We start from the raw sequence: 26,593 nt of genomic DNA, 5'->3' as shown, positions 1-26,593 counted from the left end.
GCACCTCATTGTATTTTCTAAGCCAAAAACTGGCCAATCTTCTGAAAAACATAATCACGCTCGATATCAAGGGTGACAATGTGGCCTGATTTGTTAAGCCACACAAGTTGTTTCTCTGTACTTCCCAGCTTGTCATAAATATATTGGGCGCTTTCCGGTTCTACAGTATGTTCTTTTGTTGATTGAACAATTAGTGCCGGTACAGTGACTGACGGAAGCACACCAATAACATGCTTGACCAGCTCAAGCAGACTGGACAGGCTGCTGAGCGGTGTTACCTCATAACTAATCGAATATTCTTCGCCGACATCTAACAAGCGTTTGCGCTTTTTGGGAACAAAGTTGGTAAACAAGCGGTACAGTGGCAGCAGTCTCAGCCGCTTATTAGCAATATAGATAGGAGCGCTAATGACAGCCAGCCGCCTGAGTGGATATTCACTAGCCAGCTTAAGTGCTAAGAGACCGCCCATTGACAGCCCTACCGCCGCAACGCTGGTGCATATTCCGGCTAACAGATGATAACCGTCTTCGACGCTGTCGTACCAATGTGGCCAAGCTGTTTTCGCCATTTCTTCAGGTGTAGTCCCATGCCCCGGAAGCCGGGGCGCGAATACGGTATATCCCAGATTGTTTAAATATTCTCCTGCCAGGCGCATCTCTGACGGCGCGCCGGTAAAACCATGTACCAGCAATACGCCTTTTTCACCACCTGGCAGGAAAAAAGGCTCAGCTCCTGGCATTAAGGCCAAACAAAACTCCCCCAATGTTCAATTCACTTTATCTGATGATCAATTCGCTCTTTATATTATTGCCTATCAGCCGAGCTGACAAACGCTGTAAACAGAGCAAGCATATGTGATGACCCCGTCCTTGGCCCTGGCACTGACCTTTAGATTGCCTGGTGGTGAAGCTATTCGTCATAGACTCATTACCCAATATATCGGCTAGTTTAGTGTCATCCTTAATAACAACAATATGCGGTGTTTCGACTATTACAGATACCACTAGTATTATACCATTATCTGCCACAATAACAAAACGCCAAGCTAAAATAGCTTGGCGTTTATTAACTATAGGTTTAGAAGAAGAGAAGCGGAGCAATGATGAGCGAGATGGTACCGGCAACTTTAATCAGCGGGTTCATAGCCGGACCTGAAGTGTCCTTGAACGGATCGCCGACAGTATCGCCGATAACAGCGGCAGCGTGGGTCGGGGTACCTTTACCGCCGTATTTGCCAGTCTCAATCCATTTTTTAGCATTATCCCAGGCACCACCGGCATTGGACATGAAGAGTGCCAAGAGTACACCGGCAGCAGTAGCGCCAGCCAGGAAACCAGCCAGAGCTTTCGCGCCAAGGATAAAACCTACCAGGATCGGTGAACCTACAGCAAATATACCAGGCAGCATCATTTCGCGGATCGCTGCTTTCGTGCTGATGTCTACACAGCTTGCGTAGTCAGGGCGCCCGGTGCCTTCCATAATGCCGGGGATTTCACGGAACTGACGGCGAACTTCACCGATCATTTCAAACGCGGCCTTACCTACAGCTTCCATAGTGAACGCGCATACCAGGAATGGCAGGGTAGCGCCAAGGAAAATACCGATAATTACGCCTGGCTCGGTCAGGTTGATCACTAGATGACCGTTCACTAACAGTCCAGACAGTTTGGGGTTTTTGGCAATCTCTTCACCGAAAGCAGTGAACAGAGCCAGTGCAGTAAGGGCAGCAGAGCCAATGGCAAAACCTTTGGCAATGGCAGCAGTTGTATTACCAACAGCATCCAGCTTGTCAGTAGTTTTACGAATTTCAGGGCCAAGTTCTGCCATTTCGGCGATACCGCCGGCATTGTCAGCAACAGGGCCGAAAGAGTCAACAGCGACAACCATACCTGCTGTGCAAAGCATGCCCATAGCAGCCATAGCGATACCATAAATGCCTGCCTGGCTATAAGAAACCCAGATCGCAACAGCAAATACCAGCATAGGTAAACCAGTACTTCTCAGACCACAGGCGATACCAGCAATGACATTGGTAGCCGGGCCAGTTTGTGAAGCATCAGCGATATGCTGAGTAGGCGGCTTATTATTAGCGGTGTAGTATTCTGTAATCATACCAACAAGTACGTTAACAGCCAAACCCGCAACAACAGCAATAGTAATGCCTACTGCTTTCGTTGGAAGCATAGTACTGGCAATGGCATAGGTAGCAATAGCAACCAGAATATTAGTTCCCCATATGCCTCTATTTAGAGCAGCCAGGGGATCACCATCTTCACTAGTTCTAACTAAGAAGGTACTAACAATAGAGGCAAAAATACCGGCTGCACCAATTACAAGCGGGAAAAGCACGCCATTGATGTTACCTGGGAAAACGGTTTGGCCAATAAGCATGGCAGCAATCGCGGTAGCGGCATAGGATTCAAACAAATCGGCCCCCATACCGGCGGTATCACCGACGTTGTCACCAACATTATCAGCAATAACTGCCGGGTTACGCGGGTCATCCTCAGGGATGCCTGCCTCAACTTTGCCGACAAGGTCAGCGCCTACGTCAGCAGCTTTGGTAAAGATACCGCCGCCAACACGGGCAAAAAATGCGATGGCGCTTGCGCCAAAGGCAAAACTATTAATAACAACAGGGTCTCCAAAGATTATGTATAATCCGGATACACCTAAGAGACCAAGACCAGCAACCGACATACCCATTACCGCGCCAGCTCGGAAAGAAACGCCGAGAGCTTTGTTAAGGCTGGTTCGGGCAGCTTCGGTAGTACGGGCGTTAGACTTAGTAGTGGCAGTCATACCTACATAGCCGGCAACAGCCGAACAAACGGCACCTACCAGGAAAGATACAGCCAGTTTGTACCCATCAACATAGAATAGTATAAAGAAAATAACGATAGTAAACGGAATGAGAGTTTTGTACTGGCGATTGAGGAAGGCCATAGCACCTTCAAAAATTGCCTGAGAAATTTCCTGCATTTTTGCGTTGCCAGGGTTTTCCTTTAAAACGCTAGCCATTAGATAACCGGCAAATGCTAGCGCCACAAGACCAGCGAACGGCGCAATGTACAATAAATCCATGTTTTACTTTCCCCCTTTGAGCTAAAACCTTAAAAATACCCCAATATGCCGGAGAAGCTCCAGCCATTGAGGTTAGTGACCCTACTGCATCAATTTAACCAAAGCCATTGTTACGATTCCAAACAATGCGGCAATGATAATTGTTGCCTTTGCCAGAATTTCATCAAGTCCCTTTCGTTTGCCGCCAAAAATAGATTCGGCCCCTCCGGCAATTGAACCTGACAAACCGGCGCTCTTACCTGATTGCAGTACTACGGTTACAATTAGCGCAATCGAAAGCACTGCTTCCAAAATCATCAGCCCTGTTATCATTTTACTAACACCCCCCACGACTGATACCGTTATCCCTTGCTACAATATCCTTGCCAAGGCATGACAATATTCTAACACACTTAAATGACACTTGACAATTATTTAGTCAATATTTTCACATATTTAATATACATATTTTTCCCTGTTTGTAAAAAAAATAAACAGCCGAATTTAATCGGCTGTTTTTTTATTCTTTTTTACGCCTTAGGGGAGGTTTTAACCGGTTTGGGATGATCAACATATGATGCGGTATTAACGACATGCGTATTCAGGCGGCTGGTACAGCCAAACCGGCCCTCATCTTGCTGGATTACTTCCATGTCAGAACTGCCGCAATGCTCACAGACTTTATTATTTAAGCATTCAATCAACTCATTCTCACACTGGTACAGGTAGCCACAGTCACTGCATCTCATCAAATATCCCTTCGGCATTTAGTTCACCTCCTTCCGGCGCGAACTTTATCTTAGGTTATAGAACACTTTGCGGCCGCGGTATTGAGCCAAATCACCCAGCTGTTCTTCGATCCGGAGCAATTGGTTGTATTTGGCGACGCGGTCAGTCCGGGCAGGAGCACCGGTTTTGATTTGGCCGGCGTTAACGGCTACAGCAATATCGGCAATGGTAGCATCTTCAGTCTCGCCGGAACGGTGAGAGATCACGCAGGTATATCCGGCACGTTTAGCCATTTCGATGGTATCAAAGGTTTCTGTCAGTGTTCCAATTTGGTTTACTTTTACCAAAATAGAGTTAGCTGTTCTGGTAGCAATGCCTTGGCTTAAACGCTCAACATTGGTAACAAACAGATCGTCGCCTACCAACTGGATTTTGCTGCCTAAGCGTTCAGTTAAGAGTTTCCAGCCATCCCAATCATCTTCAGACATACCGTCTTCGATCGAAATGATCGGGTATTTATCAACTAACTGACTATAGTATTCCACCATTTCGGCTGGAGTTTTCACAACTCCTTCGCCTTCGAGATGGTAATTTCCGTCTTCTTTAAATAATTCAGTGGCAGCAACATCTAGGCCAAGCATAACTTGTTCGCCAGGTTTATAGCCGGCTTTTTCAATGGCTTCAATAATAACTTTAAGAGCTTCCTCGTTGGATGCCAGATTAGGTGCAAAACCGCCTTCGTCACCGACAGCAGTCGCTAACTTACGGCCAGATAACACTTTTTTGAGGCTGTGATAAATTTCCGAGCCCATTCTCAGCGCTTCGGCAAAGCTCTCTGCACCGATCGGCAGTACCATAAATTCCTGAACATCGACATTATTGTCCGCATGTTTGCCACCATTTAGTATGTTCATCATCGGCACAGGCAGTTCTTTGGCATTCGCACCGCCCAGATACTGATACAAGGTAAGACCGGACGAGGCAGCGGCCGCTTTGGCTACAGCCATTGATACGCCCAGAATGGCATTAGCACCTAGTTTGGCTTTGTTCGGAGTGCCGTCAAGATCAATCATGGCCTGGTCAACGCCGATTTGGTCAAGGGCATCCATACCGATAATTTCCGGGGTAATAAGCTCATTCACATTTTCAACAGCCTTAAGCACACCTTTCCCAAGGTAGCGGCTTTTGTCATCATCACGAAGCTCAACTGCTTCGTAAGCACCTGTGGATGCGCCTGAGGGAACAGCCGCCCGGCCCATGGTGCCGTCTTCTAATAATACGTCAACTTCTACCGTAGGGTTGCCACGGGAATCCATAATTTCTCTAGCCAGAATATCAACAATTGTTGTAGACATATTTGTTTTCCTCCTATTTTTCAATTAAACTTTTTCCAGTCATTTCATGAGGTTGGGGTACACCGGCCAGGTCTAAAATAGTGGGCGCAATATCGGCTAAAATACCATCACGCAGCTTACTGCCGCGATGCGCTTCTGACACCATAACAAACGGTACCTGGTTGGTGGTATGAGCAGTAAACGGTTCACCGGTCACAGGGTCTTTCATCACTTCGCAGTTGCCATGATCAGCCGTTATGAGAGTAACGCCGCCCCGGTCGCGCATGGCCTCAGCCAGGCGGCCGACACACTGATCAACAGTAGTCACCGCACTAATGGCAGCGTCCAGCAGGCCGGTATGCCCTACCATGTCGCCATTAGCATAGTTCAGGATAATCAGGTCGTACTTACCTGATTTAATAGCCTCAACAACCTTATCAGTAACTTCGAGCGCACTCATCTCAGGTTTTAAATCATAGGTAGCGACCTTAGGCGAAGGAATGAGCAGCCGGTCTTCACCTGCAAAAGGATGTTCTTCACCGCCATTAAAAAAGTAGGTAACATGAGCATATTTTTCGGTCTCAGCAATTCTCAGCTGGGTATAGCCAGCCTTGCTAAATACCTCGCCCAGTGTATTGCTAGTATGGCTTGGTGGGAAAGCCACCGGTACACTCAAGGTTTCGTCGTACTGGGTCATACTCGCAAAGTAGAGCGGGAAGCAGCCATCTGCACGTTCAAATCCGTCAAAACCGGAGTCAGTCAGCGCCCGGGTAAGTTCCCGGGCACGGTCAGGACGGAAGTTGAAGAAGATAACACCGTCATTAGGTTTGATGCCGGAATAATCGCAGCCGGCAATTACGGTAGGCTCAACAAATTCATCAGTTTTACCTTCTTTGTACGAGGCTTCAACAGCTGCAACCGCACTGGCAGCCTGAGTGCACTGGCAATGCACAAGTGCCTCATATTCTTTACTGACACGCTCCCAGCGTTTATCTCGATCCATAGCGTAATAACGCCCGGCAATAGTCGCAATCTCACCTACGCCAATTTCTGCCATTTTAGCTTCAAGCTCTTTGATGTACGAAGCAGCACTGGACGGCGGTACATCCCGCCCGTCCAAAAAGGCGTGAACATAGACTTTTTCCAGGCCATGCTGTTTGGCTAATTCCAATAGCGCATACACATGGGTAATATGGCTATGTACACCGCCGTCAGACAATAACCCCATGAGATGGAGAGCAGTGCCTGCTGCTTTCGTTTGTTCACATACCTGACAAAGTACAGGATTTTTGAAAAAGTCGCCGTCTTTAATCGATTTGCTGATACGGGTGAGCTCCTGGTAGATAATGCGTCCTGCACCAATATTAAGGTGGCCAACCTCCGAATTTCCCATTTGTCCTTCCGGCAAACCAACAGCTTCCCCGGAGCAAATGAGTTTAGCTGTAGGATATAGCTCAGTCAAGAGGTTGATATGTGGTGTACTGGCTCTGGCAATTGAGTTGAACTCGTCTTCTTGACGGCCAATTCCCCATCCGTCAAGAATAACAAGCGCAATTGGCGATGATAATTTTGACATAGTTCTTTTCTCCTTTATCTTGGCCGTTCTATATGAAATCCAATAAATATTTTCTTTCGACATGATGTTAGTAACGCTCCACCGCTGGCGCTTGACTTCCGCTTAATACTAACATCATGCCTGCAAATCTTTATTGGAAACTATATATGCAGCCCCTAAAACCTGACCAGCTTGCTAAAGGAATCGGCCTCCAGGCTGGCTCCCCCCACTAACGCACCGTCGATATCAGGTTTAGCCATTAGCTCAGCAACATTGTCTGGCTTGACACTGCCGCCATATTGGATACGGACCCGGTCAGCGGCTATTTGTCCAAACATATTGGCTACCGTGCTGCGGATGAAAGTACACACAGCGTTCGCATCCTCAGCCGAAGCTGTACGCCCTGTACCTATCGCCCAAACCGGTTCATAGGCAATAACCAGACTAGCCACTTGCTCGGCAGTAAGACCGTCCATACCGCCTTTCACTTGAACGCCGACAACCTGCTCTGTCGCTTGAGCCTCGCGTTCAGCTAAGGTTTCGCCCACACACAGGATCGGGGTCAGGCCGGTTTTGAAGGCGGCTTTGACTTTATTGTTAACCGTTTGGTCAGTTTCGGCAAAATATTGACGACGCTCAGAATGGCCGATAATAACATGAGTGCAGCCAATATCTTGCAACATGCCTGGGGAAACTTCACCGGTAAAAGCACCTTTGTCTTCCCAATGCATGTTTTGAGCGCCCAGGCCAATATTGGTTCCGGCCACAGCACCGGCAACAGCAGCTAATGCTGTAAAGGGCGGGCAAATAACAATCTCAACATCAGTAACAGCGTTCGTCAGTGCATTCAGTTGCTCGACAAGGGTAACGCCTTCTCCCGCAGTTTTATGCATTTTCCAGTTACCGGCAATAATGGGCTTGCGCATATTCTCCACTCCTAAACTCATATTTACTTGTCAGCCAATGCTGCAATACCGGGCAATTCTTTACCTTCTAAAAATTCCAGCGATGCTCCGCCGCCTGTCGAGATGTGCGTAATCTTGCCGGCAAGATTAAGTTTCTCCAGTGCTGCAACTGAGTCGCCGCCGCCGACAATGCTCTTCGCGCCCGAAGCAGCCACTGCCTTAGCTACAGCCTCAGTGCCAACAGCGAAAGCATCAAACTCAAATACACCCATCGGACCGTTCCATACCACCGTTTTGGCGCCGTTTAAGGCCGCGGCAAACTTAGCGGCACTGGCCGGGCCGATATCAAGCGCCATCCACTCACCCGGGATTTGATCAGCCGCCACTGTTTTCCGGTCAGCATCGGCAGCAAACTTTTCTGCCACTACCACATCTTCCGGTAACAGCAGATTAACACCCTTAGCCTTGGCTGCTGCCATCAGTTCTTTCGCCAAGTCTAATTTATCGGCTTCCACGAGCGATTTGCCGGTTTGATAGCCCTGGGCGGCCAGGAATGTGTTGGCCATACCGCCACCGATGATCAGTGTATCTACTTTGTTTAGCAGGTTCTCAATGACACCGATTTTGTCCGAAACCTTAGCGCCGCCGATAATGGCAACAAACGGACGTGCCGGGTCGGTAACGGCCTGCCCTAAGAACAACAGCTCTTTGTCCATCAGGAAACCGGATACGGCCGGTATGTATTTGGTTATGCCGTGTACTGAAGCATGTGCCCGGTGGGAAACGCCAAAGGCGTCATTAACCAGGACCTCTGCCAGTCCGGCAAGCTGCTTGGCAAATTCAGGGTCATTTTTTTCTTCTTCAGCATGAAAGCGCAGGTTCTCCAACATGAGAAGCTGGCCAGCACCAAGTGCCGCAGCCATTTTCCTGGCTTCCGGTCCCACACAGTCAGAGGCAAACTGCACTTCACGGCCAAACAACAGTTGCGACAGTTTTTGTGCAATAGGTTTAAGCGAAAACTCGGGCGCTACCTTGCCTTTGGGACGGCCCAAATGACTGGCTAAAATAACGGCAGCGTTCTTGGCCAGCAAAAACTCCAGTGTAGGGATAGTCGCCCGGATGCGGGTATCATCAGTGATATTGCCCTCTTTATCCATAGGTACGTTATAGTCTACCCGTACCAAAACTTTTTTTCCAGACACCCAGATGTCATTTAAACTCTTTTTATTCACGCGCAATTCCTCCAGCTCTTAGAGATTAGAGAGATGAAGCAACCCCAAACACTGTCTGAGATTGCTTCGTATGAATAATTATAGGCCTTTGCCGATTATGAAGCTGATGAGGTCGACAACACGGTTGGAATAACCCCATTCATTGTCATACCAGGAAACAACTTTAACCAGGTTATCGCCTACCATCATGGTCGACAGACCGTCAACGATGGAGGAATGCGGATTACCGTTGTAGTCTTTGGAGACAAGCTCTTCTTCTGAGAAAGCCATGATCCCTTTAAGCTCGCCGTTTGCAGCTTCTTTAAGAGCAGCGTTGACAGCTTCAGCAGTAGCCGGTTTTTCCAATTGGGCTACCAGGTCGGTAATGGACACATTAGGAGTAGGTACACGCAGGGCAAAACCGTTTAGTTTGCCTTTGAGCTCAGGCAGCACCAAGGCTACAGCTTTGGCAGCACCGGTTGTTGTCGGGATGATGGACATACCGGCTGCACGGGCGCGGCGGAGATCCTTGTGCGGCAGATCAAGAATATTTTGGTCATTGGTGTACGCGTGAACTGTTGTCATTAAGCCGGACTTGATGCCGAACTTTTCATGCAGTACTTTCGCAAACGGTGCCAGGCAATTGGTGGTGCAGGAAGCGTTGGAAATAACATGATGGTTGGCCGGGTCGTATTTGTCTTGGTTTACACCCATAACGATAGTAATATCTTCATTTTTAGCCGGAGCCGAGATAATAACCTTCTTGGCGCCTGCTTTCACGTGGGCCAGAGCTTTGTCTTTTTCAGTGAAACGGCCGGTCGACTCAACCACAATGTCAACACCCATAGCTTTCCAAGGGAGGCTGGCCGGATCTTTTTCAGCAAGCACTTTAACCAGTTTGCCGTTGACCTCGATTCCGCCGTCAACTGCTTTCACTTCGGCGTTCATGGTGCCGTGAACCGAATCATATTTTAAAAGATGGGCCAGTGTTTTAGCGTCAGTCAGGTCGTTTACAGCTACGATTTCGAACTCAGGATTATTCACTGCTACCCGAAAAACATTCCTGCCGATACGGCCAAAACCGTTAATACCAACTTTAATAGTCATTATGAAATTCCCCCTAAATATAATTTGTGTTTATAAGTAACCGAATGGCCTTGGCCGCAGCTTCATCAGTGACGAGCACATCCTGCCCGCCTGTGCCGGCTACCGCCAAAATTGCCTTAGCTTTGGCACTGCCGCCGGCTACGGCAATGACTGTGCCAATTCCGGCCAAGTCATCCAGTCGTAAACCGATACTACTGGTAACATAGACTACCTGCCCTGGCAGCGCGCAGTATTGTCCGAGCGCTTCACCAACGGCACCCCGGCGCTCAATCTCAGCGATCGTTTCTGCCGGCATACCGCGCCGTTCCGCCATCTCAGCCGCTTCACCAATGCCATAAACCAATATATTGGCTTTTTTAATGACTTCGGCTACAGTCCGTAGATTGGCATCACCGGCTAGGATAGCTTCAAGTGTCTCCTCACTAACCCCGTCGGGAATATGCAGCAGGCGATAGCGCCCGCCCAGCTTGCCGGCAATCACCGCAGCGATGGTATTGGCCTGATACTCTACTACCTCGCCAAGCCCGCCCCGGGCCGGTACAACAGCAGTGGTCGGCACGCTAAAGTTGATGGCTTCAGCTACTTTGGCCATGGTGGAACCGCCGCTTACAGCAACAACCATATTATCTCCCAAATGCTGACCAAGTACACCTGCTGCCGCCCTGCCAAGCTCACGCCGAACGGTGCTGTCAGCCTCACTGTCGCCGGGGATGATAATCACTTTCCTCAGGTTTAATCGCTCAGCGAGCTCTGCTTCAAGCCCAACCAAATCATGCAAGAGGCGGATATATTCAGCTAAATCGGCCAGCATAGCCTGACCTTCGGCAGTGACACTCATCCCCAATTGGGAAAACTCGACAAGTCCGGCGGCCTTTAGCCAGTCTACCTGTGCCCTGACGACGCGCTCGCCCATATCCAACATAGATGCCACCGCCCGGCGGCCAACCGGCTGGGCATGCTGAATATGCCGCAGGAGATTATATCTTGCTTCAATAATTTGTGTTAATTCAGGCGCGATCTTGCGCTGTAATTGAATAATCTTTTCCACCATAATCCCCTTTGGGTCTTCAATTGTCCCAGTTGAACATATTTTGTCCCGTAATGGTAACAAAATTTCTATTTCATGTTAATACTATTCGCCTGTGTTTATGAAATTCCTGCCTATTAAACAAATATAGGTAATTTTTTATCTAGCGTTGATTTCGCCGCTATACACAATGCCTCGCGCTGCATCAACCGTAACTACTGCACTGTCTGCCAAACGCTCGGTAGCTCCATCGGCGCCAACAATGACTGGAATACCAAAGCAGGTACCAACGATGGCTGCCTGCGAAGTAAGTCCGCCTTCTTCAGCCACAATCGCAGCCGCCTTTGCTGCGTACACTGCCGTTTCCTCGTCAACTGCCTTTACGACCAAAACATCGCCAGATTGAAACTTCGTTGTAACATCTTTCAGCGACCGGGCTACACAAATCTTACCGGTTACTGCGGTTCGGCCAACACCTGTCCCCCGCAGTAAAATGTCGCCCACAACATGCACCCTGATTAGGTTGGTTGTCCCTGATGCTCCCATAGGAACCCCAGCGGTAATAACCACCAAGTCGCCTTCTTTGACAATACCAGTAGATAAAGCCCCACCCACGGCGTTAGTCACCATTTCATCGGTATTTTGCGAGCCCGGAGCAAGCACTGGGTATACGCCCCAGGAAAGCAGCATACGGCGCAACGTATTCTCACTTGGAGTAACAGCCACGATCGCCGATTTAGGCCGGTATTTCGAAACCATTTTGGCGGCATAGCCTGTATGGGTAGATGTAAGAATGGCAGAGGCACCTAATACGTGAGCTACCTGGACACTGGCATGACTAATGGCCTCGGTAGTCGTTTTTTCCTGGCTAATCCCTTTTGCACGCAGCAATTGATCGAATTGCAGCGACTGTTCAGTGCGTACAGCCAGTCTTGCCATAGTCTGCACAGCCTCAAGCGGGTACTGGCCTGAAGCCGTTTCGCCGCTTAGCATGATCGCGTCAGAGCCATCCAAAATAGCGTTGGCAATATCACTGGCCTCAGCCCGGGTAGGACGTGGATTTGTCAGCATCGACTCAAGCATTTGCGTTGCCGTAATTACCGGTTTGCCTGCCTTGTTGCATTTTTCAATCATCTGCTTTTGCACCAAGGGAACATCTTCTACCGGAATCTCTACGCCTAGATCGCCTCTGGCCACCATGATGCCATCTGTCACCTTGAGTATCTCATCAAGACGCCTGACCCCTTCGGCGTTTTCGATCTTAGCAATAATCTCAACCTCGCCCTGCACACCTGCTTCTTCCAAGAGCTTGCGAATCGCCAAAATGTCACTGGCCCGTTGAACAAATGAGGCGGCGATAAAATCTACCCCTTGTGCGATACCGAAGCGAATATCCGCCACATCCTGATCTGATAACAGCGGCAGTTTTACATAGACGCCAGGGACAGCCACCCGCTTCCGGTCAGAAATGGGGCCACTGTTCTGGACGGTTGTTACAATGTCTTGACCTGATACGCTTTCAACAAGCAAACTGATGAGACCGTCTGAGAGCAAAATCATATCGCCGGGAGATATTTCGGTATGCAACAGCTTATGATTAACCGAAGCCAATTGAGAGTTACCCAGAGTCTCCCGGGTAGTCAGCGTGAAGGTCTGGCCTTTTGTTAAAAATACCTTGCCTCCCTCAAAAAGCCCTAAACGCATTTCCGGTCCCTTGTTATCCAGCATCAGGGCCACCGGTATGCCCACATTCCGGGAAGCCTCCCGTACCATGGCAATACGCCGGGCATGCTCTTCGTGTGAACCATGAGAAAAGTTAAATCTGGCTACATTCATACCAGCTAATATCATCTGTTCGAGTATACCTGGTATATCAGTACTTGGACCAGCGGTACAAACAATTTTAGTCTTTTTTAGCATAAATTTCCTCCCATTACTCATTTATAGGTACCTTTCTGACTACTGCGCACTCTTCGTCAATGCGCAAGTGTGAACTTGTTACAATATGGGTCTTTATTTGTCCCATATGAACATATTTCGTCCCGTTATGGCAACAAAAATACTATTTCAGTTCATAGATATTCGCCTGTGTTTATGAAATTCCTGCCTATTATCAAATATACGTCATTTTTTTCCGGTCTCCTATGAAGATTTGGTTCCCGGCATGCTGTTTGTAACGCGCCACCGCTAACGCTTGACTTATACTAACAGCATGCCTCTAAATCTTTATTGAACCTATATATATTAATGACGAGCCACCTTTCTAACTACCTCGTATGCTTCGTCTTGCGCGATCGTAAACCCGTTAATCCCAGTTTTAGTGAGCAGCGTTCCATATTTTTTATCCTGATCGGTAATCGCCAGAAAGGACTGCCGCAATTTTTCAGACAGTTCAGCAGCTAATCCTGGCCGGCCGGCGATAGCATCTTTGGGTATCGCTTCTGTCTGGGCCAGAATGGCCAGCTTTTCCACCTGAAGCCCCCTGCCTCGCGCTGTTGCAATCGCCTCAGAATAGGTTGCCCCACCATCGACCGCTCCATCCAGTACACTTTCAATAACTCGAATATGGCTGCCTAAAAATACCGTTTCCTGAAAAAACTTTTCCGGTGTCTTACCACCTTGAACAAGCAGGGCCCGTGGATAAATGTAACCTGATGCTGATTGCCGGTCGACAAAGGCAAATTTCTTGCCGTTCAAAGCGTCCAGATTAGCGTAGCCCCTGTCTTTAGAACCAATGATAAGCCCGGTATAGGACGCACTGTTATTGACAACAGGTGTAACCAAAGGAATCAGGTTGCCTGTTTTTTTGGCAGAAACATACGCAAATGGCGAAAACCAGCCAACATCTACGGTACCGTTAAACATAGCCCGGCCAAGAGCGTCGTAATCGGATACAATAATGACCCTTGCTCTCAGCCCCATGTTTTGTGCAACATGTTCAAGAATAGGAACATATGTCTCCCTGATAATTTGCGGTACGGTAAATGGATTGACACCAAACACTATATCCAGGGAGGTCTTAAACTGCACGGCCACTTCCTGCAGTTTATCAGCCATTGTAGTCATGGCCCGGGCATGGCCGAAAACCTGTTCCAGGTTTTCCTGCTGGGAGCCTACGCTGGCTTGCATCGACTGGGTGTTTGCGGCAATCTCCACAGTCGCGGCCCCGATTACGTCAACTGCACCAGCCATCTGTTCTGTAGTACGGTTTTGGGTTTCGGACAACTGGCATAATCGTTCCACCGTTTGCTCAATGCCGGTAATATTATCAACAATGGCCTGCATAGACTGGGTGGAATTGCGGGCCATACTCTCAATTCCCGCCAGTTTGTCCCGGCCTGCCAACATCGTTGATGTCACCTGTTTCGTCTGACTGGTAATGTCACCGATAATATAATCCATTTCCTGGGTAATTTGGGCGCTTTCACCGGCAAGCGTTCTTACCTCTTGCGCCACAACAGCAAACCCCCGGCCATGCTCGCCGGCCCGAGCGGCTTCGATAGCCGCATTTAGGGCAAGCAGATTGGTCTGACTGGCAATTCCCTGAATCTTACCGGTAAACTCACTAATCCGCAGCGAGGCGGCATTCAAGTCTTCCACAGAGCGCGCTGCCCCTTCAACTACCCGGGCAATGTCCATCATACTAGTGGTTACCTTAATAAATTCTTCCTGGCTTTTGACAGCTAATTTCAGAGAATCCATGCATTGAACAAGAACTTCCCGTGACGAATTGGATACAACCCCAGCAGCTGACGCGACTTCCTCTATCCCGGCAGCCGTTTCTTGGGTACTGCTGGCATTGTTCTCGGTTTCTCTGGCCACAGCTAGGGACAGCTCTCCTAGTTTTTTCAAGGCCGCTTTACTTTGTTCCATATCCCAGACCAACTGCTGGGATATGAAAGCTAAGTCCCCTGCCATACCAAACATATCAACAGTATCGCTGCATACACGCGCCTCCGGCGCTAACGCATACGGCGCTGAATTCTGCCGGTCTTGTTCCGGCTTGCCCCCCGTATCATTGAAAATGCCTGCCACTAGGTGTGTAAACCAACTTCGTCTTCTCTCCATACGCTCTTCTCCCATCACTTACGTATGTGTTTTTATTAAACTCCGTACGCTGCGCGAACTAACGCAATAGGGTGAGCCGTCTTGACCCCGGCTCCATGAGCAATTTGCAATCGGCAGGTGCCGCATTCTGACAGCACCGAAGCCACACCGCTGCTTTTAATGGTTTCAAAAAGATTGCTGCCAATCGACATAGCAATGTCATACCTGTCATCTTTAAAGCCGTAGTTGCCTGAAATACCGCAACAACCGGCGTCAGCATCAGTTACCTCAATGCCGGGAAGCATATTGACAAGTTCCAGACCAGGTCTGCCAATCCCCTGAACCCTGAGGTGGCAAGGCGCATGGTACAGGTACCGGCCTGCCTGCTTGACAAAATTGGTATTAAGCCTTCCTTCATCATAAAGTTCAAGCAAAAATTCCGAGATATCGTAAATTCGGGCAGCAACACTCCCTAGCTCGTTGATCTCGAACAGCTCCTGATACTCTTGCTTCAGCATCAGACCACAACTGGTACAGGCTGTGATCACAGGATACCCCTGCTCAACATACTTATTTAGAATACCCACATTTTTACGGGCATTGGCTTCAGCTTCCTCCATATAGCCGTTAACCACCAGCGGTGAACCACAGCACACAGCATCCTCCGGAACAATAACCTCGAAATGATTGGCCTGCAAAACAGCTACAACGTCAAGTCCAACCTCCGGCTGGTTGTAGTTGACAAAACAACCTGGATAGAAAACCACCTTATTGGCAAAGGGCTGCTGCTTAATTTTTTTAAACTGCTTTATAAAGGTCTGGGGGGCATAGGCAGGCAGCGGTGCTTTATCGGAAACGCCGATTCCTTTCATTACCGCCCTGCTCAGGAAATTGTTCATGCCCATATTGGCCAAGCCTGGTGTCAGACTAGCCATCTTGGCCATTTGTTCGCCATGTGACAAAATCCAATCCCTTAGCGGCGGCTTGTGAGTTTTATAATACTGGGCTTTAGCCTTCATATTAAGCGTAGAAATCGGCACCCGCGATGGACAGCTGATATCACAGTTCTTACAGTTAGAGCAGTATTCCAGTGCGGCATCAAAATCATCTTCCGACAACCGGAACCGCTCACCCGCCGGTCCGGCCAGTTTAGGGCCCCTGAACTCCCGCATAGCGTGAGTGACAGGACAATGCACAACACAGGCAGTGCATGTGGTGCAACTATCCGGGTTATAATGATGTTTTTTCATATATTTTCTCTCCATATATCCATAATAAAGTACACTGTTCAGCGACAGCTTCTTAACAGTTTAAGCCAGCTGTGTAGCCTGTCACCAGCGCCACCCCATTACCTGACTTCTCCAGGCAATAATCGTAGCCGGCCAGATTACGGCCAGCAATATACACGTTCTCTAACAGTACCCGGCCTTGTGCGTCTACCGGCCGCAGGCTGGCATCAACTTTGAGGCCAATTTTGGCAAAGGGCTGGGCGGCACCGCTAAACAGCTTAAGTGTTCCCCACTCTTCCCTGTCAGGCGGGGCAACTACCGGCAGATGTAACACAGCCTCCTGCACATTGTCAGGGTCTGCACTAATACCACCGCCGAAAAATCCGCCTGTTGCTAAAATCACCGCCTGCGTGGTATAGCTACGCTCACGGTCGATGTTACTTGTAACAACAGCTGTAACGCGGTTGCCGTCCTGCACAGCCCAAGCGGCATGCGCTTGTTCCATAATATTAACACCCAGTTTTTTTGCACGGTTTAAGAGCATAGCGCGCAGTCTGAGCCCGGTAATCGCGGTCGGCATAATCACTGTTTCGACAAACTTGCAGGCGAGTGCCTGTTCCAACTTATTCCTGATATCATAATTGGGACGGGAGCCGAGGACTGGGGGAATGATGACAACACTTCCTGGTCTGATATGCTTACCCAGCTGTTCAAAACAAGCCTGCTGGCCTGTTGGAGTGTCCAGCCATCTGGCAATATCAAGTGTTGTTACATCCCGCCCGCCAACAAAACCGGGGTCAATAACAACCTGTTCATAATTTTTCTGATAGCCGGGGATTTTGCTTAACCCTTTAATAATTAGTTCCGGAAAATAGTCTTTCAGCCTGGTAAAACCGGCTACTACTACATGACTGGCCGTTTTGACCGGAGTCATATCCATGGTCAGTGGTACCAGGCAGCTGGGTTTCAAGGTACCGACAGCGGTAGCCAGCCAATGGTTGCTGTCCAGACTGCCGGTATAAGCAAAGCCTTCTTCCTGGCAGAGACTAAGAAAGAACTGCACTGCGTCTGCCACTGCCTGACCGCCTACTTTGCTGTATGGGTGGTCTGCTGCTAAACGGCTGAGACCATCACGCGGACTGTCTACCAGCGTACTGTCTTCAAGATATCCCAGTAAATCAATTGTACCGCCGCCAATGGCAAGCGTACCCGCGCCTGAAGTCATAAGCGTAACCTGCTTACCCCGCCCAGCAGCTGTAATCGCTGCCGTCAATCCGGCAAAACCGCCGCCAATAACAATAACATCACTCGTTCTCATGTTTAACCGCTCCATCTATATTTAATGCGGCTGCATAGATGCCGCGCATCAGTTCGGCCTCTCTCAGCTGATTGCCCCATAGTACCGGGCGAATGCCATTCCACCGTGCTTCCAGAAAATCTTCAATAAGCTTTGGCGCATCCTTACCTGTAATTAAATCATTCTTTGCCGCCACGCCTACACCACGAAAGCCACAGAACGCACCTTGGCAAGTCCCCATCCCCATGCGGGTCTTGCGTCGCACATCCTCTAGGCTATAGCTGGTGGGATCTGAAGCCATGACCTCAACCTCGGCCAGTGTGACCATCTCGCATTCGCATAGCAGCTGGCGTTTAGCCGGATTGGTTTCCATCGCTTTAACAACTTCAGTTAATTTAGGACCCAGCCGCGAAACAGCCCGGTTGACGCTGTAAGCAGGGAAGAATCGTTTAGCCATTTGCACATCAGCTGCAGGTGCATCGTCAATCATCGCTTCCACGGCAGTGCGGCACTGGGCTTTGACATCAAGCTGCGCACAGACTTTATCAGCCATCTTTTCAGCCATAAGACGATAGGTTGTCAGTTTGCCGCCGACAATTGTCGCCATACCTTTAAGACCTTCTTTTTCATGGTCAATAATTGTAAAGTTACGGGACGCCGCCCTGCCTGCTGCATTGGGGTCAGCACTATACAGCGGCCGCGTTCCGGCAAAGGTCCGGAGAATACGATAGTTATAGATGTCTTCAAATAATGGCTGGCCGATCCTCAGAAGTTCCGCCACCTCAGCCGTACGTGGAATCGTATCGTCAGGACGGGATGCCGCCGATGAGGTTGTACCCAAAATAGTAATTGACCCATGCGGCACAAAGATGTCGCCATCAGACGGCGGCCGCAGCCGGTTGACTATCCGACTGGTAAACCGGTGATTGAAGGCAATGAGTACCCCCCTGTCCGGCTTAACATTAACATTAATTCCGGCTAACCCGGCCACCTGCCCAACCCAGGAGCCTGCAGCATTTACAATATAATCGCAGGCAATTGAGCTGGTCTCACCTGTTAGTGTGTTTCTGACCTTAACCCCTACTACCTGATTATTTACATGTTCAATGGCAGTCACTTCGGTATATGTCAAAGCCTGACCGCCGTATTTCCGGGCAGAAATGACATTCTGCCATACCAACCTGAAGCCATCAACAGCTGAATCAGGTACACGATAGGCTGAAACTGCCTTGCCGGTAAGCTGTGGCTCCAAGCGTTTCGCTTCAGCCGGGGTGATAGGAATGGCTGGAATACCTACTTTAGCACATGCCACCAGCCAGGCTGCTTCAAACTGTTCATCATCTTCCGGCAGCCTGACAAAAAAACCTTCGGTTTCTTCGACAGAATGCCGGGCAATTTTACGTAAAATATAGTTCTCTTCAATACACTCCTGCGCCGACTCAGCATCTTTTACTGCATACCGGCCACCACTGTGCAAAAGCCCGTGAAACCGCGAGCTTGTGCCATAGGCTAAGTCTTTTTGTTCAACTAAAATTGTTTTTACGCCGCGCATGGACAAATCCCGGAGAATACCAACCCCGGTTGCCCCGCCGCCGATGACTACTACAGTAGCTTGCATATTTTATACTCCTTTGGGAGGATTGGTTATAAACGCCTAGCAGTGGCATTTCTAGCCAGCCTCCGTAATTTAGGGTAAAAAAGGATAGAGAAGTCCCCTTGGGCCGATTACTGGCGCAAGAAGGACTTCTCTTCATCTCTAAGTCCGATATATCAATATTGTTTAATAGTTATTGAGCAGTGGCTTATTCTTCCCAATCCATCGAGCGCTTGACTGCTTTTTGCCAGCCTTTATAAAGTTTGGTGCTTTGCTCATCTGCCATCTTAGGCTCGAAACGGGTGTCAAGCTTCCAATTTTGAACCAAGTCTTCTTTGTTGCTCCATACACCAACAGCCAGACCAGCAAGGTAGGCTGCGCCCAGAGCGGTAGTCTCGGTAACCTGCGGACGGTCAACCGGTACGCCCAGGATATCGGCCTGGAACTGCATGAGGATATTGTTTACTACAGCCCCGCCGTCAACTTTAAGTGCCTGCAGTTTAATCTCAGAGTCAGCTTCCATAGCGCTTAGAACGTCTTTTGTCTGATAAGCCATGGAATCAAGGGTAGCGCGAACAACATGCGCCTTGGTAGTACCGCGGGTCAGACCAAGGATAGCGCCGCGGGCTGTCATGTTCCAATAAGGAGCGCCCAGACCAACAAAGGCTGGAACCACATACACGCCTTCGGCGTCGCTGACCTTTTTAGCATAGTATTCAGAGTCAGGAGCGGCATCAATAAGTTTGAGTCCGTCGCGCAGCCACTGAACCGCTGAGCCGGCTACGAAGATACTACCTTCCAGAGCATACTCGACTTTACCGTCAAGGCCCCAGGCAATGGTTGTTAACAACCCGTTTTTGGATTCAAATACCTTGTCGCCGGTGTTCATAAGCATAAAGCAGCCGGTACCATAGGTGTTTTTAGCCATACCAGGTTTGAAGCAGGTTTGGCCGAACAGAGCAGCCTGCTGGTCACCGGCAGCGCCGGCGATCGGCACGGCAGCGCCTAAGAACACACCAGGATCGGTATTGCCGTAAACTTCGCTGGATGGGCGAACTTGAGGCAGCATGCTGGCCGGAACGGTGAGTGCTGCTAAAAGTTCTTCATCCCACTTGAGTTCACGGATGTTATACATTAAGGTCCGGGAAGCGTTGGAGTAGTCAGTTACATGCACTTTGCCTGCAGTCAATTTCCAGATTAGCCAGGTGTCAATCGTTCCGAATAAGAGGTCGCCCTGCTCTGCTTTGGCGCGGGCACCTTCAACATTATCAAGAATCCACTTAACTTTGGTTCCGGAGAAATAAGCGTCTACTACCAGGCCTGTTTTTTGGCGGAAGGTAGCTTCCAGACCTTTGGCTTTAAGGTCATTACAAATTTCCATAGTTTGACGGGACTGCCAGACAATAGCGTTATACACCGGTTTGCCTGTGGTCTTATCCCATACCACAGTGGTTTCGCGCTGATTGGTGATACCGATAGCGGCGATATCGGCAGCACTAATACCTGCTTTCGCTACAACTTCCGCCACGACACTAATTTGTGAGCTCCAAATTTCGTCAGCATTGTGCTCTACCCAACCTGGTTTCGGGAAAATCTGAGTGAATTCCTTCTGAGCAACAGCAACAATGCTAGACTCTTGGTCGAACAAAATGGCCCGTGAACTGGTAGTTCCCTGATCAAGCGCAAGTACATACTTTTTTGTCATAACAGCAACTCCCTCTTTTTTCGTATCATATTTTTTGGACTACGTATGAAATGTTGAGATGCCAATGGGCTTTTATAAGATTCTCTTATAGCAATCCAGCAGCTTTAGCCACAACAACGGCTACACCTGCGCCAACCATCGGACCGGCAACAGGAATCCAGGCATAACCCCAGTCTGAGCCGCCTTTACCGGCGATAGGCAGAATTGCGTGGGCAATACGGGGACCAAGGTCACGGGCCGGATTAAGAGCATAACCGGTAGGACCACCCAAGCTGAGACCAAGTGCCCAGACCAACATACCAACAAGGTAAGGGCCGAAGCCAGGAGCCAAGCTGCCAACAGGCTTAGAGAAGATTGCAAAGATACAGATGATCAGCATGGCAGTGGCGATGATCTCACACAGCAGGTTAGCAAAAGTATTGCGGATTGCCGGAGCGGTAGAGAAGACAGCAAGTTTGAGACCTTTGTCTTCAGTAATTTCCCAGTGCGGGAGGAAAGTTAGCCAAACCACGGTTGCACCGGCGATGCCGCCGGCTATTTCAGCCAGCATTGTCATTACAGCGTGCCCAGGCTCATATACACCTAAGAACATTTTTGCAAAGGTTACTGCAGGATTAAGGTCGGCCTGTGGCGCGCCGGTAGCGATTGCACTAAATACGCCAAGAATAACTGCCATGGCCCAGCCTGTAACAATAACCATCCAACCAGCGCCTTCTGCCTTGGATTTACTTAACAGGCAGTTGGCAACAACACCACAACCAAAAATACAGAGAACCATCGTTCCAAAAAATTCACCAAACAAATTAGTCATAGAGAATACCCTCCTCTTTTTAGATAAATTAGAATTTTCAGATAAACACCTTCATTTATTGCCCTTTTGCTACTGCCAGCCACGCACCTCCTTAGGACGACACAAAATAAAATAAAAGCCCAAATTAACGCCTACAGGATTGCAATTACAACTCCGGCGAAAAATTCGGACTTCTCTTTTATCTCTGTCCCTATATTAACTTCTTGCTATTATATATTCTGTCTTGCTGAGATAATTCCTGCCGCTTTTTAAATTGTTTGAAAATTATTATTTTCACATACAATTCCTGTTAATTAGAACTACCACAGCTCGCGTTTACTGGCGCTTACTGCACTAAGGCCGCTGTCTATTGCCTGCTGAACCTCTTCCTTAGTATGCATAAGCCCGCCTCCCAAAATAGGCAACCCTGTCAAGCCCGCCAATTCAGCAACTACACTGGATGGGACAGATGCCGGCAGTAGTTCAAGCGCATCCGGTTTGTACCCCTTGAGCAGATTTACTCCTGTTTTAATGGCCTCCGAGTCCATCAAAAACAGCCGGTGGATAACTAGCATTCCTGATTCTCTGGCAATTTTACCAAGCTGCGGCTTTGTGGTGATAATAGCCGACACACCCATTCGTGCCAAGAACAGAATACCGGCCTTATCTTTGCCAACACCTCCTAACAAGTCAAGGTGTACCAATACCCGCTTTTTATGCTCACGGGCTTGCGCTAGAAGTTCAGGAAGGATGTTAATATCGCCAAACAGCAAACTGACACTAGGACTTGAAGAATGGGAAATAGCATATTTAAAGTCCTCATAGTTACGCGGCGCCGGTATAATATAACCATCACTTAATGACATGATAACGCTGTTTTGTGCCATACAATCACCACCTTAACGTAATCTTCCAATTTGTTATTCGCCATTGATTTCAATATACCTTTCCCAAATTTATTTAAATTTTGCCATTTAATGGCATAACGGTAATAATATTCCATATCTTTGCAATAAATAAACTTTCCCGCAAAGGAAGGTTTATTAGTATTTTCATCCTTAAAAGCTGCTGCTATACCGCATCAAAATGGTATAACCGTCATTCCGGTTATTTTGTTGCAACAAAAAAGACCTCCAAAAGAGCCGAAGCACATTCAGAGATCCTAAAATAACCCACCACAGTTAATGCCTTTTACGTCTACTCGATGCAGGGATTCCTAATTCTTCCCGGTATTTGGCCACTGTACGACGTGAAACCATGATTCCTTTGCCGTTCATCAGGTCACTTAACGCCTGATCACTTAAGGGCTGGGACTGGTTTTCAGAAGAAACTAGTTCTTTCAGCTCTTGTTTCACCCGGCTGGCTGACACATCCTCGCCGCCGCTACTCTGGAGACCTGAGGTGAAAAAGGTATTCATTCCAAACACGCCGTGCGGGGTGCACGCATACTTATTGGCTGTGGCCCTGCTGACTGTCGATTCGTGAACACCAATTTGCTCGGCCACTTTTTTCATGGTCAACGGCCTCAAAAACTTAGGGCCATGGTCAAAGAACCCGCGCTGTAGGTCAATAATAGCCTCCGTCACATTATATAAGGTGCGGCGGCGCTGTTCGATGCTTTTTATCAACCAGACAGCTGAATTAATCCGGCCTTCAACATACTTACGGGCATCACTGTCGGCGTCCCGGACAATCTGCCGGTAATAAGGATTAATTGACAGCTGCGGTACATGATTGTCATTAATATGAATGACATATGCATCATTCAGGCGCTCAATCGTAACGTCAGGTGTAATATACCCAGGCTGACCGCCCCCAAAAGCCCGTCCCGGTTTAGGGTCAAGCGTACGGATTATATCGACAGCCTCTTGGACTTCATGGGCTGTACAATGCAGCTTATCTGCAATCTGTTTATAGCGACCGCACGCCACTTGGTCAAGATATTCACCGATAATTGCTGAAGCCAGGCTAATTTCCGGGCTAGGCTGCGGCTTCTGCGCTAATTGAATAAGCAGGCATTCCTGCAGGCTGCGAGCACCCACACCGATCGGGTCAAAGGTTTGAATAATATTGAGGACATCGGTCACGCAGGCCTCAGTTACCCCCAGGCGGGCAGCCGCTTCGGCTGTTGTACCGCATAAATAGCCGTTATCGTCAATACAGCCAATCAGATATTTGCCGACTGTAAGGTGATTCGATTCAAATACAGCAAAATGCAGCTGCATTTCCAGGTAGTCTTGCAGTGATACAGTCTGGGCATCAGCTACTTCCCGCGCTTGCGTTGTCTCTGCCGTCCCTGTCTGATTACCTGCAGACGTCTGTGCGCCGCTGAGCAGATATTCAATCCAGCCATCAGCCTCAGGCTGGTTGTCGTACTCCACGGCAGGTGGCTCAGCCACAGCTGTTGGCTCATCGCCATTCTCGTTTTCGCTCTCACCGGCATCAGCCTCAAGCACCGGGTTTTCCAATAGTTCTTTTCCCACAAGCGCCGCCAATTCCATGGATGGAAGCTGCAGAATGGCAATTGCCTGGCGTAGCTGGGGAGTCATGATTAGTTTTTGTGTTGTTTCTAACTTAAGTCCGTAGTCTAATTGCACACCCGTTAACCCTCCCCCTGTTAGCATCTGACAGGCTTGTGCCTGCCCTTATACCATAATACTATTGAAGCATTATAAAATATGTCAACAGATTCGTGGTAATTGTTCGCCTGACAGCATGTCTAACAAGCGAAGTCCGCCCACGTTAGTCCGAAGCGCCACCTGACCAGCCGGCTGAGCTGTCACCGCCCCGATGATCCGGGCAGCGGCAGAGATCTCATGCTGCCGCATTATCGTCAGAACTTTTTCACTATATTCTTTTTCGACAATGGTAATGACTTTTCCTTCATTGGCAAGGTATAAAGGATCAAATCCCAATAATTCACAGACGGCCACTACTTCAGGCCGCACCGGTATAGCGCTTTCTTCCAGAATCATGCCCACCCCGGCGTCAGCGGCAATCTCGTTTAGCGTGGTCGCCAGCCCGCCCCGGGTAGGATCACGCAGCATGGTGATTTGCGGCACTTCCGTCAACATAGCCTGGATGAGCTTGTTAAGTGGGGTGCAGTCGCTGATAATTTGCTCAGGCAGCGTCAGACCGTGCCGCTCGCTCATAACGGCGATGGCGTGATCGCCGAGATGTCCGCTGACAATGATATCCTGACCCGGTTTGACGCGCTCAGCAGCAATGTGGGCTTTAGGCAGCATCACACCAATCCCGGCAGTATTGATATAGATGCCGTCAACAGCCCCTTTTTCCACTACTTTGGTGTCACCGGTGACAATATCTACATTGGCTTCCAACGCCGTTTGGCGCATGGATTCGACAATTTGTTTAAGCTCAGCAACAGGCAGTCCTTCTTCCAGGATAAACCCGGCACTTAGATATAATGCCTGAGCGCCACACATGGCTAAGTCGTTTACTGTACCGCACACAGCAAGCTTACCGATGTTGCCGCCAGGAAAAAAACGGGGTTTAACGACATAACTGTCAGTTGTAAACGCCAGCCGGGCGCCGCCCAGTTCCAGCCGCGCACCATCATGCAGTTCCGCCAGGGCAGGATTGGTGAACGCTGGCAGAATAATATTTTTTATCAAGTCATGACTGAGGCGACCGCCGCTGCCATGACCGAGCAGGATGCGTTCTTCCCGGTTATTCATACTTCCACCGTCCTTGCCCGTATTTGTACCACGCGGCACAAGCCCCCTCGACCGAGACCATGCACGCACCAACAGGCTGCTCAGGTGTGCAGCTAAGGCCGAAATGCGGGCAGTCAGCCGGAATAATGAGGCCACGCAACACCTCACCACAGCGACAGCCAGCTGCTTCTCGCGACTCTACCCTGGCCAGCGGCAACGCCACTTTGGCATCAAAACGCCGGAAGTCTGCCGTTAGCCCAAGGCCGGAACCAGCAATAACGCCAAAGCCCCTCCAGGCAGCATCGTCAGGCTGATACACCTGATCCAGAATGTTCCTGGCCGCCGGGTTGCCTTCGGCTTTGACCACCCGCCGGTATTGATTCATGAGTTCGGCCTTACCGGCACTTATCTGTTCCAAGAGCATGTATACGCCCTGCAAAATGTCAAGCGCCTCAAACCCGGTAACAACTGCGGGCACACCATGTTCCTCCGCGACAAAGCGGTAGGGTTCAAGGCCGCTGATGGTTGCTGTGTGTCCTGGCAGCAAAAAACCGTCGACTTTTGTTTCAGGCGTGGCTAAGATGGCCTTCAGCGCCGGAGGCACCAGTTTGTGGGCTGACAAGACGAAAAAATTAGTGAGACCTTGCTGGCCGGCTTGTAGTATCGTGGCCGCCGCAGTAGGCGCTGTTGTCTCAAAACCAACAGCCAGAAAAATGACTTTTTTACCAGGGTTTTCCTTGGCAATCGTCAAACTGTCCAGTGGCGAGTAGACAATGCGGATATCAGCGCCCCGCGCCTTTTCAGCCATTAAACTGGATTCTGATCCCGGCACTTTGAGCATATCGCCAAAGGTCGTGATAATGCTATCCGGACGGCGGCTGTAGGCAATAGCCGTATCCAGGTATTCATTGGGCGTCACACATACCGGACACCCGGGGCCGCTGACCAGTTCAACAGTTGCCGGCAGCAGCTGCCGGATACCGGCTCGGAAGATCGCTACTGTGTGGGTGCCGCACACCTCCATAATACGCACCGGACGGCTGGCCAGGCTTTTTATGCCATCTGTGAAAAAGCGGGCAGCACGGGCTGTCTCCTCAGCTGTCAACCGCATATTGCTCAAGCTCCTTAAATAGTTCCAGCGTCCGCTGGGCTTCTTCTTCATCAATAGCCTGAATAGCAAAACCGGCGTGGATCAGCACATAATCGCCCACCACGGCGTCAGGCAGCAACATAATGCTAACCTGGCGGGTTACGCCACTGATATCAACAGTAGCCATAAACTCTGTTCGTTCAATGATTTTGGCAGGAACAGCCAAACACAT

The 26,593-nt window shown here is 49.3% G+C and carries 22 protein-coding genes; all 22 read right to left on the bottom strand.

Features of this window, described 5'->3' with window-relative positions:
• Nucleotides 1-17: 17 nt before the first annotated feature.
• Complete coding sequence (locus tag VN447_RS05210; protein WP_325523527.1) at nucleotides 18-749, bottom strand: alpha/beta hydrolase; 732 nt, start codon at nucleotides 747-749, stop codon at nucleotides 18-20.
• Between the two features lie 329 nt (nucleotides 750-1,078).
• Nucleotides 1,079-3,085, bottom strand: a complete 2,007-nt coding sequence (locus VN447_RS05205; protein WP_325523524.1) for a sodium-translocating pyrophosphatase — start codon at nucleotides 3,083-3,085, stop codon at nucleotides 1,079-1,081.
• A gap of 81 nt (nucleotides 3,086-3,166) precedes the next feature.
• Nucleotides 3,167-3,397: a preprotein translocase subunit SecG gene (gene secG / locus VN447_RS05200; RefSeq protein WP_325523522.1), complete on the bottom strand. Its 231-nt coding sequence runs from the start codon at nucleotides 3,395-3,397 to the stop codon at nucleotides 3,167-3,169.
• 197 nt (nucleotides 3,398-3,594) lie between these two features.
• A complete protein-coding gene (locus VN447_RS05195; protein ID WP_325523520.1) occupies nucleotides 3,595-3,831 on the bottom strand; it encodes a hypothetical protein in 237 nt (78 codons plus the stop codon).
• 27 nt (nucleotides 3,832-3,858) lie between these two features.
• Nucleotides 3,859-5,148 (bottom strand): phosphopyruvate hydratase, encoded by a 1,290-nt coding sequence (gene eno / locus VN447_RS05190; RefSeq protein WP_325523518.1) that lies wholly within the window; start codon nucleotides 5,146-5,148, stop codon nucleotides 3,859-3,861.
• A 13-nt stretch (nucleotides 5,149-5,161) separates the two neighbouring features.
• The gene (gene gpmI, locus VN447_RS05185; RefSeq protein WP_325523516.1) at nucleotides 5,162-6,703 is read right to left on the bottom strand and encodes a 2,3-bisphosphoglycerate-independent phosphoglycerate mutase; all 1,542 of its coding nucleotides are present in this window, start codon (nucleotides 6,701-6,703) and stop codon (nucleotides 5,162-5,164) included.
• Between the two features lie 155 nt (nucleotides 6,704-6,858).
• Entirely contained in the window at nucleotides 6,859-7,608 is a 750-nt protein-coding gene (gene tpiA, locus VN447_RS05180; protein WP_325523514.1) for a triose-phosphate isomerase, read from the bottom strand.
• Between the two features lie 23 nt (nucleotides 7,609-7,631).
• Nucleotides 7,632-8,819 carry a phosphoglycerate kinase gene (locus VN447_RS05175; RefSeq protein WP_325523512.1) on the bottom strand — a complete coding sequence of 396 codons (1,188 nt, stop codon included), beginning with the start codon at nucleotides 8,817-8,819 and terminating at the stop codon, nucleotides 7,632-7,634.
• Nucleotides 8,820-8,897: 78 nt separating this feature from the next.
• The gene (gap, locus tag VN447_RS05170) at nucleotides 8,898-9,905 is read right to left on the bottom strand and encodes a type I glyceraldehyde-3-phosphate dehydrogenase (RefSeq protein WP_325523511.1); all 1,008 of its coding nucleotides are present in this window, start codon (nucleotides 9,903-9,905) and stop codon (nucleotides 8,898-8,900) included.
• Between the two features lie 13 nt (nucleotides 9,906-9,918).
• Nucleotides 9,919-10,956: a sugar-binding transcriptional regulator gene (locus tag VN447_RS05165; RefSeq protein WP_325523509.1), complete on the bottom strand. Its 1,038-nt coding sequence runs from the start codon at nucleotides 10,954-10,956 to the stop codon at nucleotides 9,919-9,921.
• A gap of 135 nt (nucleotides 10,957-11,091) precedes the next feature.
• The gene (pyk, locus tag VN447_RS05160) at nucleotides 11,092-12,852 is read right to left on the bottom strand and encodes a pyruvate kinase (protein ID WP_325523507.1); all 1,761 of its coding nucleotides are present in this window, start codon (nucleotides 12,850-12,852) and stop codon (nucleotides 11,092-11,094) included.
• Between the two features lie 324 nt (nucleotides 12,853-13,176).
• Nucleotides 13,177-15,000 (bottom strand): phosphate/phosphite/phosphonate ABC transporter substrate-binding protein, encoded by a 1,824-nt coding sequence (gene phnD / locus VN447_RS05155; protein WP_325523505.1) that lies wholly within the window; start codon nucleotides 14,998-15,000, stop codon nucleotides 13,177-13,179.
• A gap of 35 nt (nucleotides 15,001-15,035) precedes the next feature.
• The gene (locus VN447_RS05150) at nucleotides 15,036-16,229 is read right to left on the bottom strand and encodes an anaerobic glycerol-3-phosphate dehydrogenase subunit C (RefSeq protein ID WP_325523503.1); all 1,194 of its coding nucleotides are present in this window, start codon (nucleotides 16,227-16,229) and stop codon (nucleotides 15,036-15,038) included.
• A gap of 52 nt (nucleotides 16,230-16,281) precedes the next feature.
• On the bottom strand, nucleotides 16,282-17,526 hold the full coding sequence (gene glpB, locus VN447_RS05145) for an anaerobic glycerol-3-phosphate dehydrogenase subunit GlpB (protein ID WP_325523501.1): 1,245 nt from the start codon (nucleotides 17,524-17,526) through the stop codon (nucleotides 16,282-16,284).
• Nucleotides 17,513-19,123: an anaerobic glycerol-3-phosphate dehydrogenase subunit GlpA gene (glpA, locus tag VN447_RS05140; RefSeq protein ID WP_325523499.1), complete on the bottom strand. Its 1,611-nt coding sequence runs from the start codon at nucleotides 19,121-19,123 to the stop codon at nucleotides 17,513-17,515. Before glpA ends, glpB begins: the two co-directional genes overlap by 14 nt.
• A gap of 184 nt (nucleotides 19,124-19,307) precedes the next feature.
• Nucleotides 19,308-20,804 carry a glycerol kinase GlpK gene (glpK, locus tag VN447_RS05135; RefSeq protein WP_325523497.1) on the bottom strand — a complete coding sequence of 499 codons (1,497 nt, stop codon included), beginning with the start codon at nucleotides 20,802-20,804 and terminating at the stop codon, nucleotides 19,308-19,310.
• A gap of 85 nt (nucleotides 20,805-20,889) precedes the next feature.
• Complete coding sequence (locus VN447_RS05130) at nucleotides 20,890-21,615, bottom strand: MIP/aquaporin family protein (protein ID WP_325523495.1); 726 nt, start codon at nucleotides 21,613-21,615, stop codon at nucleotides 20,890-20,892.
• Nucleotides 21,616-21,914: 299 nt separating this feature from the next.
• A complete protein-coding gene (locus tag VN447_RS05125; RefSeq protein WP_325523493.1) occupies nucleotides 21,915-22,481 on the bottom strand; it encodes a glycerol-3-phosphate responsive antiterminator in 567 nt (188 codons plus the stop codon).
• A gap of 294 nt (nucleotides 22,482-22,775) precedes the next feature.
• On the bottom strand, nucleotides 22,776-24,191 hold the full coding sequence (rpoN, locus tag VN447_RS05120) for an RNA polymerase factor sigma-54 (protein WP_325523491.1): 1,416 nt from the start codon (nucleotides 24,189-24,191) through the stop codon (nucleotides 22,776-22,778).
• Between the two features lie 84 nt (nucleotides 24,192-24,275).
• Complete coding sequence (hypE, locus tag VN447_RS05115) at nucleotides 24,276-25,292, bottom strand: hydrogenase expression/formation protein HypE (protein ID WP_325523489.1); 1,017 nt, start codon at nucleotides 25,290-25,292, stop codon at nucleotides 24,276-24,278.
• Entirely contained in the window at nucleotides 25,285-26,382 is a 1,098-nt protein-coding gene (hypD, locus tag VN447_RS05110; RefSeq protein ID WP_325523487.1) for a hydrogenase formation protein HypD, read from the bottom strand. The genes hypE and hypD overlap by 8 nt, the downstream gene beginning before the upstream one ends.
• Entirely contained in the window at nucleotides 26,366-26,593 is a 228-nt protein-coding gene (locus VN447_RS05105; RefSeq protein WP_325523485.1) for a HypC/HybG/HupF family hydrogenase formation chaperone, read from the bottom strand. The genes hypD and VN447_RS05105 overlap by 17 nt, the downstream gene beginning before the upstream one ends.

It is taken from the genome of Sporomusa sp. (assembly GCF_035561155.1).
Taxonomy (GTDB): Bacteria; Bacillota; Negativicutes; order Sporomusales; family Sporomusaceae; genus Sporomusa.
This window is presented reverse-complemented; position numbering and strand designations above follow the sequence as displayed.

Bases quoted from the DNA above. Each gene is read 5' to 3' on its own strand.
- VN447_RS05205 (WP_325523524.1), bottom strand. From the start codon at position 3,085: ATGGATTTATTGTACATTGCGCCGTTCGCTGGTCTTGTGGCGCTAGCA.
- secG (WP_325523522.1), bottom strand. From the start codon at position 3,397: ATGATAACAGGGCTGATGATTTTGGAAGCAGTGCTTTCGATTGCGCTA.
- VN447_RS05195 (WP_325523520.1), bottom strand. From the start codon at position 3,831: ATGCCGAAGGGATATTTGATGAGATGCAGTGACTGTGGCTACCTGTAC.
- eno (WP_325523518.1), bottom strand. From the start codon at position 5,148: ATGTCTACAACAATTGTTGATATTCTGGCTAGAGAAATTATGGATTCC.
- gpmI (WP_325523516.1), bottom strand. From the start codon at position 6,703: ATGTCAAAATTATCATCGCCAATTGCGCTTGTTATTCTTGACGGATGG.
- tpiA (WP_325523514.1), bottom strand. From the start codon at position 7,608: ATGCGCAAGCCCATTATTGCCGGTAACTGGAAAATGCATAAAACTGCG.
- gap (WP_325523511.1), bottom strand. From the start codon at position 9,905: ATGACTATTAAAGTTGGTATTAACGGTTTTGGCCGTATCGGCAGGAAT.
- VN447_RS05165 (WP_325523509.1), bottom strand. From the start codon at position 10,956: ATGGTGGAAAAGATTATTCAATTACAGCGCAAGATCGCGCCTGAATTA.
- pyk (WP_325523507.1), bottom strand. From the start codon at position 12,852: ATGCTAAAAAAGACTAAAATTGTTTGTACCGCTGGTCCAAGTACTGAT.
- phnD (WP_325523505.1), bottom strand. From the start codon at position 15,000: ATGGAGAGAAGACGAAGTTGGTTTACACACCTAGTGGCAGGCATTTTC.
- VN447_RS05150 (WP_325523503.1), bottom strand. From the start codon at position 16,229: ATGAAAAAACATCATTATAACCCGGATAGTTGCACCACATGCACTGCC.
- glpB (WP_325523501.1), bottom strand. From the start codon at position 17,526: ATGAGAACGAGTGATGTTATTGTTATTGGCGGCGGTTTTGCCGGATTG.
- glpA (WP_325523499.1), bottom strand. From the start codon at position 19,123: ATGCAAGCTACTGTAGTAGTCATCGGCGGCGGGGCAACCGGGGTTGGT.
- glpK (WP_325523497.1), bottom strand. From the start codon at position 20,804: ATGACAAAAAAGTATGTACTTGCGCTTGATCAGGGAACTACCAGTTCA.
- VN447_RS05130 (WP_325523495.1), bottom strand. From the start codon at position 21,615: ATGACTAATTTGTTTGGTGAATTTTTTGGAACGATGGTTCTCTGTATT.
- VN447_RS05125 (WP_325523493.1), bottom strand. From the start codon at position 22,481: ATGGCACAAAACAGCGTTATCATGTCATTAAGTGATGGTTATATTATA.
- hypE (WP_325523489.1), bottom strand. From the start codon at position 25,292: ATGAATAACCGGGAAGAACGCATCCTGCTCGGTCATGGCAGCGGCGGT.
- hypD (WP_325523487.1), bottom strand. From the start codon at position 26,382: ATGCGGTTGACAGCTGAGGAGACAGCCCGTGCTGCCCGCTTTTTCACA.
- VN447_RS05105 (WP_325523485.1), bottom strand. From the start codon at position 26,593: ATGTGTTTGGCTGTTCCTGCCAAAATCATTGAACGAACAGAGTTTATG.